Genomic DNA, 15,681 nt, shown 5'->3' on the forward strand with positions numbered 1-15,681 from the left:
TTCGGCAGCGCCTTGAACTGTTCGTACGTCAGGCCCAGGGCGTTGCCCGAGCAGGTCAGGGCCACGGTCCACATGCCGGCGCTGCGGCCTTCGAGGATGCCCGGCCAGGTGTCGTCCACCTTCACGCAGGCGGCGACGTCGTCGATGCCGAGGGCGATCACGTTGGCCAGAGACTGGGCCGGGTACGGACGGCCGTTGGGCACTTCGTCGGTCGCCACCACGTGGTCCGGCGTGTAGCCGTTCTCGCGGGCCAGTTCCACCACCTTGGCCATCACCACCGCCGGGTAGCCGGAGCAGGTACCGATCTTCAGGCCCTTGCCGCGCAGGGTGGCGATGGCGTCGAGGGCGCCGGGGATCAGGGCCGAGTGCAGGCCGATCTTCTCGATCTGCAGCGGCATGAAGCGTTCGTAGATGGCGGTGACGTCATCGTCCGTCGGCAGGCGGCCGAAGGCAGCGCGGTAGCGTTCGCCGATCGCCGGCACGTCGCAGAGGGTGCGGATGTGGTCCCACTTGCCCATGCCCATCGGGCCGCGGGCTTCTTCCAGGGAGACGGCGACGCCGAACTCACCGAAGGCCTCGACGAAGATCTGGGTCGGCGCGAAGGAACCGAAGTCGACGACGGTACCGGCCCAGTCGAGGATGGCGGCTTTCAGTTGGGTGGGTTGCTTGTAGTGCATGGTGAATCTCCGGTTTTTCAGGGATGAGAGGGGCCGCTCCTTGCCGCTGGCAGGAGTCGGGCTGTGTGGCTGGAATGTCGTTTCAGGTCAGGGAGGCGTTGACTCGGGCACCGCGCAGGAGTCGAACAGTTCGCCAATGATCGGCCGCTTGCGGCGGATGCCCAGGCAGCACAGGTAGTAGTCGATGTGGAACGGGTGATCGACGAAGGTGATGGGCCGCGTACCCGGCGTCTGCGCATACTCCACCGCCGACACGAAGCCGATGCCGATCCCCTGGGCGATGGCATGGACAATGGCCTCGCGGCTGTTCAGCTGCATGACGCAGTCGAGTCCGATGCCACGCCGCTGGCACTCCTCCTCCACCAGTTGGCGCGTCCGCGAGGCACGTTCGCGCAGCACCAGGCGCTGGCCGCTGATCTCTTCGACGTGAACCTGTTCCTGGCTGGCCCAGGGATGGTCGTCGCGCACCACCGCGATGATCGGATAGCTCCGGTAAAGCTGGGTACTGAGCCTGTCGTCGAACTCCGACAGCGCGAGGATGGCGACGTCTATGTCGAAGTTGTACAGCCGCTCCAGCGTCCCACCCTCGGTGGTGAAGGAGGTTTCCAGTTCGATGTCCGGGTAGCGCTGCATGAGCTGGTAGGTGAGGCTCATGGCGATTGGCGGCGACACCGCGCCCAGGCGCAGCATGCCCGCCTTGCGCTGTTTGAAGCTCTGCAGCAGTTGCACCGCTTCGTCCTCCTGGCCGAACAGCCCCTGGGTAATCGCGTGGAGCTGGCGTCCTGCCTCGCTCAGTTCGATGAAGCGCCCACGCCGATGGAACAGTTCCACCGAAAACTGCTTCTCCAAGGCACTCACCTGTTCGCTCACGGTCGGCTGGCCGACGCTCAGGAAGTCCGCCGCCAGGGTAAAACTGCCAGTCCTGGCGACGGCGTGAAAGGAGCGGAGCCACTTGTGATACTGGTACATGGAGTCTTCCTGTTCCCGAGGCGTCAGCAGCCGATCATGCATCAACGCCGAACGAAGAGCGCGACCAGCGCACTACTGAGGCAGGCACCGGTGACCACGATGAAGATGAGCGAGGTGTTGCCGCTGATATCCAGCAGGCGCCCGATCAGGGGTTCGGCGAGACCGGCGAACAGATAGGACGAGAAGTTCATCACGCCGGTCGCGGTCCCCGCGCGCTTCGCGCCCACCAGGTCCGGGCACAGCGCCCAGAAGCTGGATGCCGGGCCATAGACGAAAAAGCCGCAGAGGAACAACGCCACGAGGCCGATGGTGCTGTGGGCCGGCAGGCTCCACATCCACAGACTGGTCAGGGCACCGAGCACCATGTAGAGCATGATCGCCAGGTAGCGCTTGGAGCCGAACAGTTTGTCCGAGACCCAGCCGTTGCTCAGCGCACCCACCGCCATGCCCACCGGAAGCGCCACGGTGATCCACTTCGGGTCGAGCCAGCCGTCGCCGCCGCTTTTCCAGTCGGCGCCGAGGAAGTGCACCGGCACCCAGACGATCAGGCCGTAACGCGCGGCATTCTGGAAACCGAGGGAGACGGCCGCGATGATCAGCTTGGCGTTCTTCAGCACCGCCTTGTAACGCTGGGCCGAGGTTTCCGACTCGCCCTGCGCCACTTCCTGACCCTTGTCGTCGGCATTGGCCACACCCGTGTCGGCAAGCGGATCGAAGCCCAGGTCCTGCGGTCGCTCGCGGGCCACCAGGAAGAACATGATGCCGCCGGCCAACATCAGCAGCACCGGCAGGCGGAAGATCCAGCGCCATTCCAGTTGCAGCACTTCCAGCACGACGATGGAGGTGACATAGGACAGGATCGAGGCGCAGCCGGCGGCGAATACATAGAAACCGTAGACCTTGCCCCGCTCCGACACGCCCCACCAGTTGGACAGCAGACGGCTACCCGGCGCCCAGCCAAGGGCCTGGAAGTAGCCGTTGATGCCCCAGGGCAGGATCAGGCTCATGAAACCACCGGCGAAACTGGTGACCCAGTTGGCGCCGCAGGACAGCACTGCGCCCAGGCTCATGATGCGGCGCCCGCCGAACTTGTCGGCGAGGTTGCCGTTGATGGCCTGGCCAACGGCGTAGGTCCAGAGCATGGCGGTGGAAATCCAGCCAAGGGTTTCCTTGCTCAGGCCAAACTCGGCCTGCATGCCGGGAATGGCGAAACCGAAGGTCTGTCGTCCGGTGTAGAAAAACAGGTAGCAGAACATCGCCGCCAACAGCATGCGCCATTGCGCGACACGGAACGAAGGTGAATGGGACATCGTCAAGCCAGACAGGGTATCTGCACGATTCATGGTGTTTTCCTTTTGTACGGTCCTCCGGTCAAGCCGGGGGCGGCACTCTTTTTCGGTGCAACAGGAAAGGGGCGGCCGAAGCCGCGCTCAGATCGGGGAGGCAGGTCCCTATGCGGCATGCGAGCCGATGAAGTTCCTGCCCCGCGCGCCCTGCATGGCGTACTCGATGATGGCTTCGGCCTCCTTCGGCGTTACGCCGTAGTCACCGAATTCGGTTTTCACCTCGAGGCTGTGAAGGAATTCCCGCAGGCGCGCCTGGGCCTTGCGCAAGTCGGAGCCGAATACCCGCTGCAGCGTGCGGTCGCGTTCCTGGTCACGCCCCCAGGCCAGTCCCAGTACCAATGGCAGGGTGAAGGAACAGGCGATGCCGTGGGGCAGCCCGTAGCGCAGGGTCATCTCGTAGGAAATCGAATGGGCCAGCGCCGTCTTGGTGTTGGAGAACGCCATGCCGGCCTTCAGTGCCGCCAGGGCCATGCGCGTGCGCAGCTCGCGGTTGCCGAGGTCGCGGCGCAGTAGCGGCAGGCATTCGAGGATGTCCTCGATGGCGGAGATGGCGAAGGTGTCGGAAATCGGATTGGCGTTGTGGTTCCAGATGGATTCCAGGGCGTGGGACAGTGCATCCAGCCCGGTGGAAACGGTGACGCCGGCCGGCACCGTCATCATCAGTTCCGGATCGACGATGGCCACCTTCGGCCAGGTGCAGTCCAGGTGCAGGGAGTACTTCTTCTGGCTGGCGGAATCCCAGATGGTGGCCCAGGGCGTCACCTCGCTGCCGGTACCGGCAGTGGTGGGCGCGGCGATCAGCGCCTTGGCACGGGCCGGCACGAAGGGTTGGCCGGTGGAGAGCAGCGCCAGCAGCTCGTCGAAGCTGCCGCTGGCGGTGCCGACGATCAGCGCCTTGGCGGTGTCGATGGCGCTGCCGCCACCTACGGCAACCACCGTCTGGCAGTCCCCCGCTTCACGCCAGAAGGCTTCGTAGGTACGGCGCAACCAGGCCACGTCCGGGTTGGGCTGGACATCCTCCACCACATGCACCAGGCGTTCGCCCAGCAGCACCTGAAGGCGGTCCAGCAGCCCAAGGGCGCGGGCTTCTGGGAAGACCACCAGGGCGACCTTCTGGTTCTCGGTCAGGGCGGCGAGCTGGCGGAGGCTGCCGCAGCCGAATCGTGTATCGACGGGGTTGTGAAAACGGGCGGTCATGGTGAGCACCTTTCTTGTTGTTGTCGGAAGCTGGGCAGATAGTCGACGGCCCACGACAACGGCTCAAATCGATTGTTTGCAGGTCTGCATCGGCCTGACCGATACAGCCGGGCACGCCTGGGCCCGCCGCACCGGAAGCGATCCGGGCAGCGGTCATGGCAGGTCAGGTCAGTGGGAGGCGCCGCGCTGGATGGCGTTGCGCAGTCGGCTTGAGGCCGTGTCGGCGATGATCACCATCAGGGTGATCACGATGATGCAGGTAGCGGTTTCCTGGTACTTGAACAGCTTGAGACTGCTCACCAGCTCGAAGCCCAATCCGCCGGCACCGACCATGCCAAGCACGGTGGCCGAGCGCAGGTTGACCTCGAAGCGGTACAGCACCACCGCAATCCAGGCGGTGATCACTTGCGGCAGTACCCCGAAGACGATCACCTGCAACGGCCGCGCGCCGGTGGCCTGTAGCGCCTCGATGGGGCCCTGGTCGATCTCCTCGATGCTTTCGGCGAAGAACTTGCCGAGCATGCCCAGGCCATGGAGTGCCAGGGCCAGCACACCGGGGAAGGGTCCCAGCCCCACCGCCGAGACGAACACCAGCGCCAGGATCAGCTCGTTGATGCTACGGGTCAGGTTGAGGAACTGCCGGGTGGCGCCATAGAGCAGCCGGTTGCGAGTGAGGTTGCGCGCCGCAAGGAACGACAGCGGGATCGCCAGCAGCACGCCGAGCAACGTGCCCCAGATGGCGATCTGAACGGTTTCCAGGGCCGGCGCAACGAGCCGCGGCAGAATGCTGAAGTCCGGCGGCATGGTGCGGCTGAGGAAGTCGCCGATCTGCGGCAGGCCGGCAGCCAGCTCGCCCAGGCTGAGCTGCGCGCCTTCGGCGCTCCAATGCAAGGTGAGGATGACCGCCAGCACCAGGGCACCGGTGCTGAGCCAGCCACGGGAGCCTTGTGGCAGGTCGACGGTCCAGAGGTAGTTGCGTGGTTGCATGTCAGTTCCCCAGTCCGGTGGCGTAGCGCATCCGCGCCTGGTTGGCCGGGTGCAGGTCTTCCGCCTCAGCGGCCTGGCCCGGATAGATGCGTTGCAGGTCGGCATCGGTCAGGCTCTCGCCAACGCCGTCGAATACCAGCCGACCGTGAGCCAGGCCGACGATGCGGTCGCCGAACTCGCGGGCGTAGTCCACCTGGTGCAGGTTGCAGACCACCGTGATACCCAGCTCGCGGGTTGCGTCGCGCAGGTACTGCAGCACCAGGCGCGCGGTCTTCGGGTCGAGACTGGCCACCGGCTCGTCGGCAAGGATCACCTTGGGCCGCTGGGCCAGGGCACGGGCGATGCCCACGCGCTGCATCTGCCCGCCGGACAGCGCATCGGTGCGCGAATGGGCCTTGTGCGCGAGTTCCACGCGCTGCAGGCAGTCCATGGCCAGGGCCACATCTTCACGGCGGAACAATTGCAGCACCGAGGACAGGGTGGACACCGCGCCAAGGCGGCCGGTGAGCACGTTCTTCAGTACCGAGAGACGCGGCACCACGTTGTGGTGCTGGAAGATCATCGCCACCTGGCGGCGCAGTTCGCGGGTATCGCGGCAGGCCATGGCATCGATCCCGGCCACTTGCAGCGCGCCGGAATCGGCCTGGGCCAGACGGTTGATGCAGCGCAGCAGGGTCGACTTGCCCGCCCCCGACTGGCCGAGCACCACCACGAACTCGCCCGCCCCGATCTCCAGGTCGATGCCGCGCAGCACGGCATTGCTGCCGTACTGCTTGGCCAGTTGGCGAACGCTGATCATTTCATGCTCCGCAGGTCGAGATCGAGGACCTTGGCGGTTTCGCGGACCACGTCGTAGGCCGCGTCATTGGTGGGCTGGAAGCCGTCCAGCTGGCCCTGGTCGCCCCAGGGTACGTCCTTGATCGAAGCCAGGGCGCCGGCGACCTTCTTCTTCAGTTCCGGGTCCATGTCCTTGCGCCAGACCATGGGCGACTCGGGGATCGGGCGGGAGGTCCAGACCACCTGGAAGTCGCCCTGCTTCACCATGCCCTTGGCCACGGCGTTGGCGAGGATGCGGTCGGCCACGGCAGCAGCGTCCACCTTCCGGTTCTCCACGGCGAGGATGCTGGCGTCATGGGAGCCGGAGAAGATTACCCGCGAGAACAGCTTGTCAGGTTCGAAGCCGGCCTGCTCCAGGCCGGCCTTGGGGAACAGGTGACCGGATGCGGAACTCGGATCGACGAAGGCGAAGGTATGGCCCTTGAGGTCGGCAAGGTCGCGAATGCCGCTGTCCTTGCGCGCCAGGATCAGGCTCTTGTACGCGCTCTGCCCGGTCTTCTTGGTCACCGCGACGGAGAACGCCTCGACATCGGCAACTGTGGTGGCCAGCACGTAGGAGAACGGGCCGAGGTAGGCCACGTCCAGCTTGCCGGCGCGCAAGGCTTCGATGATGCCGTTGTAGTCGGTGGCGACGAAGGGTTCCACCTCCATGCCGAGCTGTTGCTGCAAGCTGGCGAGCACCTGTCTGCTGGACTCGATCATGGCCTGGGAGTCTTCGGAGGGGATCAGGCCGATGGTCAGTTTGTCGGCGGCGAGCGCCTGACCAGCAGCGACCAGGGGAAGGATGGCGAAACCGGCGACGCGGAGGAACTTGGCAAGGGTTTTCATGGCATTCCCAGCGGTTGTGGTTGATGGACACAGGCTAGGAACGTCACGTGACAGTCATACCATCAATTCAATATGGGATTCAGTAGCCAAGTATTGATGGAGTCTATGGATGTCCAGCGCCAAGTTGCGGGCGTTCCTGGCCGTTGCCCGGCATGGAAGTTTCAGTGCGGGAGCCCGTGCCCTGGGCCTCAGCCAGCCCACCCTCACCACCCAGGTGCAGAGCCTGGAGCGCCAGCACAACGTCGAGTTGTTCCACCGCCGTGGCCGGCGCATCGAGCTGTCCGACGTGGGTCAGCAATTGCTGCCCATCGCCCAGCGCCTGGCCGCGCTGGAACTGGAGGCGCACAACCTGTTGCGGGACTCCGGAAGGCTGGACAGCGGCCAACTCAAGCTCGGTGCCGTGGGGCCTTTCCATGTGATCGAGATGGTGGACAGCTATCGCCAGCGCTACCCGCGCATCGACGTGTCGATCCGCGTGGGCAACTCGGCCGAAGTGCTGGCCGACCTGGAGCAATACGTCACCGACATCGCCGTGCTGGCCGGCCTGCATGAAGATCCGGGGCTCTGCGCCGTGCGCTATGCGCGCCACGCCATCATCCTCTTCGCTCGCAACGACCATCCCCTCGCCCGGCGCGGCAGCATCGCCATCGAAGAGTTGGAGGGGCAGCCATTGCTGCAACGCGAGCCGGGCTCCACCACTCGCGCAGCGCTGGAACGGGCACTGGCCGAAGCCGGCGTGACCCCGCGCATGGCGATGGAGATCGGCAGCCGCGAGGCCCTGCGCGAAGCCGTGGTGCGCGGCATCGGCCTTGGCGCGGTGTCCGAGGCGGAGTTCATCCCCGACCCGCGCATCCAGCCGATCCGCATCGACGGCGACCCGGTGCACACCGAGACCTACCTCTACTGCCTGGCGGAACGGCGCGGCAGCCGCCTGATCTCGTCCTTTTTCGATGCAGCAATAGATGCGGGTCGGGCCCAGGGAGCGGTCAGCTAGTGAATTCGCCCTCACAACAGGCGCCAAGCCCTCGGCCATTGTAGGTTGCGGCTGAGGCCACGAAGCCCAACGTGCGAACTCAAATCCGGAGTGTTGGGCTTCGCTGCGCTCTGACCAACCTACGGGAGGCCTGCGGCCTCCTCCGCGAATGAATTCGCCCCCACAAAAAGGCAATAGGCCAAGCCCGGCACAAACCCTGTGGGGGCGATTTCAATCGCTGAGCGGACCGAAGGTTCGCCATACGAACCCCACAGCAGGCGCCAAGTCTTCGGCCATCGTAGGTTGCGGCTGAGGCCACAAAGCCCAACGCGCGAAGTCGAACCCCGCTGCGTTGGGCTTCGCTGCGCTCTGCCCAACCTACGGGAGGGCCCGATCACGATCGGCGCAAACACTGTAGGGGCGAATTCAATCGCCAAGCGGACCGAAGGTTCGCCATTCGAGCCCCCACCCGCGGTCATCGTACGGGAGGCCTGCGGCCTCCTTCGCGAATGAATTCGCCCCCACAAAAAGGCAAAAGGCCAAATCCGGCACAAACCCTGTAAGACCTGAATCACTGCTGCTTGCGTTTGCGGAACTCGGCCACCTTATGCCTGTTGCCACACAGCGCCATGCTGCACCAGCGGCGGCGGTGGGACTTGGTGCGGTCGTAGAACCAGAGCACGCAGTCCGGGTGCTCGCATTCGCGTACCAGGTTGAAGTCGCCTTCCACCAGCAGCTCCGCCGCCGCCTCGGCCAGGGGTGCCAGGTACTGTTCGGCGGTGGCGCTCGTCCGCACCTTTTCCAGACGCAGGTCTCCGTTTGCCGACCAGTCCAGCCTCAGGTGGCTGGGCGTTCCCAGGAAACGATTGAGTACATCCGGCGCCCCCTGACCTCCCGCCTTGCGCTGCTCCACCAGTTCGCGCACCGCTTCACGCAGTGTCACCGCCGCCTTCAGCAACTCGCCCTTGGCGAAGCTCGCCTCGGGCAGACCCCAGCCAGTAAGGGCCAGCCAGGCCCGGACATCCTCATCGCTGCGCCAGAACTCAAGGGGAGCGCCATCCACCGCGGCCTGGGTGTTGAGCATGTCCAGCACGGGGTGGTCGGCCAATACGAAGGGTTCAAGGGGCGACGAGGAAGCGGCGGTGGTCATGGTGACGCTCCGGAAAGTTGAATGGCGAAAGAGTAACCCCATAAAGCACAAATGAACAGTTACGACGAATGGCACGAGTAACCGTTATTTATTCTATTGACAGGTTACTTTACGGAGCCATACTCAGCCCCCAGCAGTAACCCTCAATGTCTACTTTACAAGTTACGGAGTGATCGCCATGACCTCGCCCATCGTGCATACCCCGGTTCGCCACCAGTTCGTCGAAGCAGACGGTGTTCGCGTCTTCTACCGTGAAGCCGGAGACCCAGCCGCGCCCACGCTGCTGCTGGTGCACGGCTATCCCAGCTCGTCACACCAGTTCCGCGACCTGATCCCGCTGCTCGCCGACAAGTTCCACATCGTCGCGCCGGACCTGCCGGGGTTTGGCTTCACTGAAGTCCCCGCAGAGCGCGAATACCGTTACAGCTTCGATGCCCTGGCCGCCACCCTCGGGGCCTTCGCCGAGAAGCTGGGCCTCGAACGCTACGCCCTCTATGTGTTCGACTACGGCGCTCCCACCGGCCTGCGCTTGGCCCTGGCCCATCCCGAACGGGTCACCGGGCTGATCTCGCAGAATGGCAACGCCTACCTGGAGGGCCTGGGCGATGCCTGGGAGCCGATCCGCGCGTACTGGGCCCAGCCCGGCAACCCGGAACGTCGCAAGGTGGTGCACGATGCCGTACTGAACCTGGAAGGCACCCGCTGGCAATACGTGCATGGCGTGAAGGACCTGGCGCTGGTGGCCCCCGAGTCGTACTACCTGGATGCGCTGCTGATGGAACGCCCGGGCAACAAGGACATCCAGCTCGACCTGTTCCTCGACTACGCGAACAACCTGAAGCTCTATCCGGCGTTCCAGGCCTTCTTCCGCGATACCCGGCTGCCGACCCTGGTGATCTGGGGCGAGCACGATCCCTTCTTCATCCCGCCGGGCGCCGAGGCCTTCAAGCGCGACAACCCCAATGCGGTGGTAGAGCTGCTGGATACCGGGCACTTCGCGCTGGAAACCCATGTCGGCCATATCGCCCAGCGGATTCGTGAGGTGTTGGGGGATATTCCGGCCTGACCTTCCGGCACGGCCTGGATTTTTTGTGGGGGCGAATTCATTCGCGAAGCAGGCCGAAGGCCTGCCAACCATGCCAGGGGCTGCTACGCAGCCTTCAGCGAATGAATTCGCCCCCACAGTAGTACGGCCCCCAATTTTCGACATTCGTAGCGATTGACCTTCTAGACGATCAGTCTAAAATCCCTTCCCCATGACTGACATCCAACCCAAACCCCGTCGCGGCCGGCCGCCCAAGGTTGAACGCGATTTCGACGATACCCGTGCCGCACTGATCCGTTGCGGCATGGAAATCCTTACCGAGCAGGGTTTCATGTCCACCGGCATCGACGCGGTGCTCAAGCGCGTGGGCGTGCCCAAGGGCTCCTTCTATCACTACTTCGACAGCAAGGAAGCCTTCGGCCAGGCAGTGCTGGAGAGCTACGCCGGCTACTTCGCCCACAAGCTGAACCGTTACCTGCTACAGGACGACGTGTCCCCGCTGCAGCGCCTCTGCAACTTCGTCGAGGACGCCAAGGCCGGCATGGTCAAGCACCAGTTCTGCCGGGGCTGCCTGGTGGGCAACCTGGGGCAGGAAGTGGCCATCCTGCCGGAGGGTTTCCGCCTGCAACTGGAAGCCATCCTGTGCAGTTGGCAGGACCGCCTGGCCGAGTGCCTGCGCGAAGCCCGCGCTGTTGGCGAGCTGTCGGCCAATGCGGACTGCGAGGGGCTGGCTGCGTTCTTCTGGATCGGCTGGGAAGGCGCCGTGCTGCGTGCCCGGCTGACGCGGGACAACGTCCCGCTGGATGTGTTCTTCAAAGGTTTTATCGCCGGACTGCCGCGCTAGCCCCCAGGGGCGGCGCGGTTTTTCGGGCCTATTTATAGACGACTGGTCTAATTGGAGGTGTGAGCATGTTCAACGCAATCCTGATCGAGAAGGACGAGGCCGGTTACCGCGCCCGCAATGCACAGCTGGACGAGGCGCAACTGCCCGAGGGCAACGTCACCGTTCGTGTGGACTACAGCACGCTGAACTACAAGGACGGCCTGGCCATCACCGGCAAGATCCCGGTGGTGCGGCAGTTCCCCATGGTGCCGGGCATCGATCTGGCTGGCACGGTGGAAGCCAGCGGCCACCCGGACTACAAGGTAGGCGACGCGGTGCTGCTCAACGGTTGGGGCGTGGGTGAAACCCATTGGGGCGGACTGGCCCAGAAGGCACGCCTGAATGGCGACTGGCTGATCCCGCTGCCCACCGCCTTCAGCCCGCGCCAGGCCATGGCCATCGGCACCGCCGGATACACCGCCATGCTCTGCCTGCTGGCCCTGGAACGTCATGGCCTGAAACCCGGCCAGGGCGACGTGCTGGTCACCGGTGCCAACGGTGGCGTGGGCAGCTTCGCTATCGCCCTGCTCGCCCGCCTCGGCTATCGCGTGGTGGCCGCCACCGGCCGTACCAGCGAAGCGGACTACCTGAAGGGCCTGGGCGCCGCCGAGATCATCGACCGCGCCGAGCTTTCCGAACCGGGCCGTCCGCTGGCCAAGGAGCGCTGGGTTGCCGCTATCGATTCGGTAGGCAGCCACACCCTGGCCAACGTCTGCGCCGGCCTGCGCGCGGATGGCGCCGTGGCCGCCTGCGGCCTGGCCCAGGGCATGGATTTCCCCGCTACCGTGGCGCCCTTCATCCTGCGTGGCGTGAGCCTGCTGGGGATCAACAGCGTCACCCGCCCGCGCGCCGAGCGCATCGAAGCCTGGGACCGCCTGGCGCGGGACCTGGACTTCAAGCAGCTGGACGCCATCACCCGCGAAATCGGCCTGGGCGATGCCGTCGCCGTGGCCGACGACCTGCTGGCCGGCAAGGTGCGCGGCCGCATAGTGGTGAACGTGAACGCCTAACGCCGGAGGGCGCCGCTCAGGCGCCCTCTTCCAACAACCCCGCCATGCGCTGCGCCAGGCTCCGCTGCCCGGCCAGGCGCTGGACGATCCGCTCGACGATCTCCACCCGCGCCGCCGCTCCCGCACGCATCTCACCCATGGCCTGCAGGGCGGCGGCGGATTTCTCCAGACCGGCGCGGGTGGAGCCGCTGACATGCTCCATCCCCGCCCTCGCATCGATGGCCGCCTTCTGCAAGCCTTCGGCGATCAGGCGGATCTGGCCACTGGACTCGTTGGCGCGCAGCGACAGGTTGCGCACCTCGTCCGCCACCACGGCGAAGCCGCGTCCGTGGCTGCCGGCCCGTGCCGCCTCGATGGCGGCATTGAGCGCCAACAAGTTGGTCTGTTTTGCGATGTCCTGGATGCTCCCGACGATGGCGCCGATGCGCATGGACTGGCTGCCCAGCTCGTTGAATACCTGGCCGATATGCGCCATGTAGGCATCCAGCTCACCGATGGCACCGGCCGTGGCTTGCATGCTTTCTGCGCCCAGCTGCACCTTCTCGCCAGCCGCGCGGGCCAGGCTGTTGGCGTACTGCATGTCCGCTTCGCAGTGGAGGATGGCGTCGAGCAGCTCGCCCAGGGGTGCGTTCAGATGCATGTTCGAGGTGGCCGGTGCAGGCTCCGGACGGGATTCGCTGACGACCGGGCGCGCCGGCTCGTATACGGGAACCTCGACTCGCACCTCGACCAGCCAGGGCGGCTGCAGGTGGTAAAGCACGCCGCCTGCGGCGATGGCAATCAGGGACAGGCCCAGCAACCACGCGCTGGTGGCGAGAAAGGCGAGAAGACAAAGAAGGACGCCACTGCCAAGCAACAGTGCGGCCAGGAGATTGCGGGGCATCAAGAAAGCTCCTTCTACATTGCGGGATACAAGGTCCTGTAGGGGCGAATTCATTCACCAAGGGCAGCGCACTGCCCCATCTGGGCCTGAACGTGGCGGGCCTCCGGCCCGCCTGGCGATTGAAATCGCCCCTACAGGTAAAGCAGGCCGCGCCCATGCCAGGCAGCGGCACCCGATATCAGAACAGCGTCCAGGTGTAAGACAGGATCAAGCGGTTCTCGTCGATATCGGTACGGTAGTTGGAGCGCGCGGTGACGTTACGCACGCGCACGCCCAGACCCTTGAGGGTGCCGCTCTGGACGGCGTAGCTGATGTCCAGGTCGCGCTCCCAGTCCTTGCCTTCGAAGCCGAGGCCCGTGTCCACGTTGTCACCAGTGATGTAGCGGGTGCTGGCCACCAGGCCGGGAATGCCGAGAGCGGCGAAGTCGTAGTCGTAGCGCGCCTGCCAGGAGCGTTCGTCGGCGAAGGCGAACTCGTAGGTCGGCACCTCGTTACCCAGGGGGCTGACGTTGGCGAACACCCGTGGGAAGGAGCTGTCGCCGAACATGGCCTGGTAGCCGACGAAGAAGGTGTGGCCGCCACGCTTGGCCGACAGCAGCGAGAAGAAAGCCTGGTTGTCGATGTCGCCGATCAGTTTCTTGCCATCCTCACTGGAGTCGAAGTAACCGACGTTGGCGCCCAGCACCCAGTCGCCCACCGGCTCACTGTGCTTGAGGCCGAAGAAGCGCTGGTCGTAGATGTCTTCCAGCTGCGCAAACCAGGCGCTGACCGTCGTGCGGTTGGCATTGAACGCGTAATCGGCACCCGCGTAGTTGAAGGCGTCGCTGGACGCCTGGCGCTGCGGCAGATGGCCGAGCATGGCCTGCATCTTGTCGTCGCCGGCCTCGTTGCGCAGGCTGGTACTGGTGAGGTGGCCGCCCTGCAGAGTCAACCCGGCGATCTCGTTGGAAGTGATGCTGGCGCCCTGGTAGCTGGGCGGCAGCAGGCGGATATCGCTGAACACCAGCACCGGCAGGTTGGGCTGCAGCTCGCCGGCCTTCAGCTCGGTCTTGGAGAAACGCATCTTCCCGGCCACGCCGAGGCGGCTGTATTCGTCAGCGGCTTCGCCGTCTTCCTGTACCGGCAGCAGGCCGGTGTTGACCCGGTCGGGGCTGCTGTCGAGCTTGATGCCGAGAGTGCCGATGGCATCCAGGCCGAAGCCCACCGGGCCCGGGGTGTAGCCGGACTTGAAGTTGAGGATGAAGCCCTGGGCCCACTCCTCGGCCTTGGACTGTTTGTTCGGGCCGACGATGTCCGAGTAATCACGGCTGAAGTAGTAGTTGCGCGCCTGCAGGGTCGCGGTGGAGTCGGCTATGAAACCTGACTCGGCGGCCTGGGCGAATCCGGCGCTCACGCCGGCGGAAAGCAGTACACAGAGTTTGCTTGTGTTGTGGGTCATGTCGTCGCTCTTGTTTTTATAGGGACAGAACTCCCCCGCAGGCCCTCTTTCGGGGCCTCTGCACGCAAGTCGGGAGAGGTGTGGTGATGGCTGCGGACAGCTCCCGCAGCAGGTCCATCACCGGGTTCGGTCAGGGATTGGCTTCGAGTGCCTCCTCCCGTTCCGGTGTTGCCTGGGGCGCACGGCGCGCCTTCAGCAGCAGGTGGGCGAAGAGGCCGAAGATCAGCCCCCAGAAGGCCGCCGACAGTCCAAGGAAGGACATGCCGGAGGCCGTTACCAGGAAGGTCACCAGTGCCGCCTCGCGGTCATCCGGTACCGCCATTGAGCCGGCCAGCGCACCGGCGATAGCGGCGAAAAGGGCCAGCCCAGCCAGGGCCGCAATCAGCTCCTTGGGAAAGGCGCTGAAGATGGACACCAGGGTGGCGCCGAAGATGCCCAGCAGCAGGTAGAACAGCCCGCCGATCACCCCGGCCACATAGCGCTTGTCGCGGTCTTCGTGGGACTCGCGGCCGGTACAGATGGCGGCGGTGATCGCCGCCAGGTTCAGGCCGTGGCAACCAAACGGCGCCAGCAGCAGGCTGCCCAGAGCGCTGGCGGAAATGATCGGGCTGGCCGGGGTCTGGTAACCGTCGTTGCGCAGCACGGCGATGCCCGGCACGAACTGCCCGGTGAGGGCCACCATCACCAGCGGCAAGGCGATGTTGAGCATCGCGTGCCAGCTGAATTCCGGCGCAATCCACACCGGCGTGGCGAAGCCGATCACCAGGGCCGAGGTGTTCAGCTCGCCCGCCGCGAACGCGAAGGCGCAGCCCACCACCAGCACGGCCATCACCGCATAGCGCGGCAGCAGGCGGCGGAACACCAGGTAGGTGACGAACATCGCCAGCACCATTGCCGGTTTGTCCTTCAGCGAGACGAACAGCTGGGTGCCGAAGCTGAACAGGATGCCCGCCAGCATGGCTGCCGAGATCGCCGCCGGCAGCTTGCCGACGATGCGGTCGAAGGCGCCGGACAGTCCCACCAGCAGGATCAGCGCATTGGCCAGGATGTAGGCCCCCACCGCCTCGTTGAGACTGATGTCCGGCAGCATCGATACCAGCAACGCCGAGCCGGGCGCCGACCAGGCGATCACGATGGGTACGCGGAAGCGGATGCTGAGCACGATGCCCAGCACCGCGCTGCCGATGGAGATGGCCCACACCCAGGAAGACAGCACCTCGGCTGGCAGCCCGGCGCTCTTGGCGGCCTGGAAGATGATCACCAACGGACCGGCGTAGGAGATCACCGTGGCGATGAATCCCGCCACCAGCGCGGACAGCGAGAAGTCCCTGAACAGACGGGTCATGGCCTCGGTCCCTGAATCGTTCGACGTCGAGGCGCACGCCGCTGGGCGGCGGTGAAAGCGGCCATTTCGGCTCTCCTTTTTCTCATCGGGCAAGGGGCGCCGAAGCGCCCCGT

15 protein-coding genes are annotated in these 15,681 nt (G+C 65.3%); 4 read left to right on the plus strand and 11 right to left on the minus strand.

Features of this window, described 5'->3' with window-relative positions; translation table 11 throughout:
* The 7 genes from phnX to phnD all read right to left on the minus strand — a co-directional run.
* On the minus strand, positions 1–677 hold a 677-nt coding region (gene phnX, locus E8F06_RS22200), incomplete at its 3' end, for a phosphonoacetaldehyde hydrolase (RefSeq protein WP_280366638.1).
* A gap of 87 nt (positions 678–764) precedes the next feature.
* Entirely contained in the window at positions 765–1,646 is an 882-nt protein-coding gene (locus E8F06_RS22205) for a LysR substrate-binding domain-containing protein (protein ID WP_280371087.1), read from the minus strand.
* A 41-nt stretch (positions 1,647–1,687) separates the two neighbouring features.
* Positions 1,688–2,989 carry an MFS transporter gene (locus E8F06_RS22210; RefSeq protein ID WP_280371089.1) on the minus strand — a complete coding sequence of 434 codons (1,302 nt, stop codon included), beginning with the start codon at positions 2,987–2,989 and terminating at the stop codon, positions 1,688–1,690.
* A 108-nt stretch (positions 2,990–3,097) separates the two neighbouring features.
* A complete protein-coding gene (gene psrA / locus E8F06_RS22215; RefSeq protein ID WP_280371091.1) occupies positions 3,098–4,189 on the minus strand; it encodes an iron-containing alcohol dehydrogenase PsrA in 1,092 nt (363 codons plus the stop codon).
* 168 nt (positions 4,190–4,357) lie between these two features.
* The gene (gene phnE, locus E8F06_RS22220) at positions 4,358–5,176 is read right to left on the minus strand and encodes a phosphonate ABC transporter, permease protein PhnE (protein ID WP_280371093.1); all 819 of its coding nucleotides are present in this window, start codon (positions 5,174–5,176) and stop codon (positions 4,358–4,360) included.
* Position 5,177: 1 nt separating this feature from the next.
* The gene (gene phnC / locus E8F06_RS22225; RefSeq protein ID WP_280371095.1) at positions 5,178–5,975 is read right to left on the minus strand and encodes a phosphonate ABC transporter ATP-binding protein; all 798 of its coding nucleotides are present in this window, start codon (positions 5,973–5,975) and stop codon (positions 5,178–5,180) included.
* A complete protein-coding gene (phnD, locus tag E8F06_RS22230) occupies positions 5,972–6,841 on the minus strand; it encodes a phosphonate ABC transporter substrate-binding protein (protein WP_280371097.1) in 870 nt (289 codons plus the stop codon). The genes phnC and phnD overlap by 4 nt, the downstream gene beginning before the upstream one ends.
* Before the next feature lie 109 nt (positions 6,842–6,950).
* Between phnD and E8F06_RS22235 the strand changes: the two genes are divergently transcribed.
* Entirely contained in the window at positions 6,951–7,835 is an 885-nt protein-coding gene (locus tag E8F06_RS22235; protein ID WP_280371099.1) for a LysR substrate-binding domain-containing protein, read from the plus strand.
* Positions 7,836–8,385: 550 nt separating this feature from the next.
* Here the strand turns inward: E8F06_RS22235 and E8F06_RS22240 are convergent.
* Entirely contained in the window at positions 8,386–8,964 is a 579-nt protein-coding gene (locus tag E8F06_RS22240) for an ABATE domain-containing protein (protein WP_280371101.1), read from the minus strand.
* A gap of 178 nt (positions 8,965–9,142) precedes the next feature.
* On the opposite strand from E8F06_RS22240, the gene E8F06_RS22245 reads away from it, so the two are divergent.
* The 3 genes from E8F06_RS22245 to E8F06_RS22255 all read left to right on the plus strand — a co-directional run bounded on the left by E8F06_RS22245 (position 9,143) and on the right by E8F06_RS22255 (position 11,902).
* On the plus strand, positions 9,143–10,030 hold the full coding sequence (locus E8F06_RS22245; protein ID WP_280371103.1) for an alpha/beta hydrolase: 888 nt from the start codon (positions 9,143–9,145) through the stop codon (positions 10,028–10,030).
* Positions 10,031–10,220: 190 nt separating this feature from the next.
* A complete protein-coding gene (locus tag E8F06_RS22250) occupies positions 10,221–10,853 on the plus strand; it encodes a TetR/AcrR family transcriptional regulator (RefSeq protein WP_280371105.1) in 633 nt (210 codons plus the stop codon).
* Positions 10,854–10,918: 65 nt separating this feature from the next.
* The gene (locus tag E8F06_RS22255; protein WP_280371108.1) at positions 10,919–11,902 is read left to right on the plus strand and encodes an MDR family oxidoreductase; all 984 of its coding nucleotides are present in this window, start codon (positions 10,919–10,921) and stop codon (positions 11,900–11,902) included.
* A 16-nt stretch (positions 11,903–11,918) separates the two neighbouring features.
* Here the strand turns inward: E8F06_RS22255 and E8F06_RS22260 are convergent, their stop codons facing one another.
* The 3 genes from E8F06_RS22260 to E8F06_RS22270 all read right to left on the minus strand — a co-directional run bounded on the left by E8F06_RS22260 (position 11,919) and on the right by E8F06_RS22270 (position 15,568).
* Positions 11,919–12,785 carry a methyl-accepting chemotaxis protein gene (locus E8F06_RS22260; RefSeq protein WP_280371110.1) on the minus strand — a complete coding sequence of 289 codons (867 nt, stop codon included), beginning with the start codon at positions 12,783–12,785 and terminating at the stop codon, positions 11,919–11,921.
* A 178-nt stretch (positions 12,786–12,963) separates the two neighbouring features.
* Positions 12,964–14,223 (minus strand): OprD family porin, encoded by a 1,260-nt coding sequence (locus E8F06_RS22265; RefSeq protein WP_280371111.1) that lies wholly within the window; start codon positions 14,221–14,223, stop codon positions 12,964–12,966.
* Between the two features lie 130 nt (positions 14,224–14,353).
* Positions 14,354–15,568 (minus strand): benzoate/H(+) symporter BenE family transporter, encoded by a 1,215-nt coding sequence (locus E8F06_RS22270; RefSeq protein ID WP_190834696.1) that lies wholly within the window; start codon positions 15,566–15,568, stop codon positions 14,354–14,356.
* Between the last annotated feature and the right edge of the window lie 113 nt (positions 15,569–15,681).

Origin of the sequence: Pseudomonas sp. BN411, from assembly GCF_029871235.1 — a bacterium.
Lineage (GTDB): Bacteria > Pseudomonadota > Gammaproteobacteria > Pseudomonadales > Pseudomonadaceae > Metapseudomonas.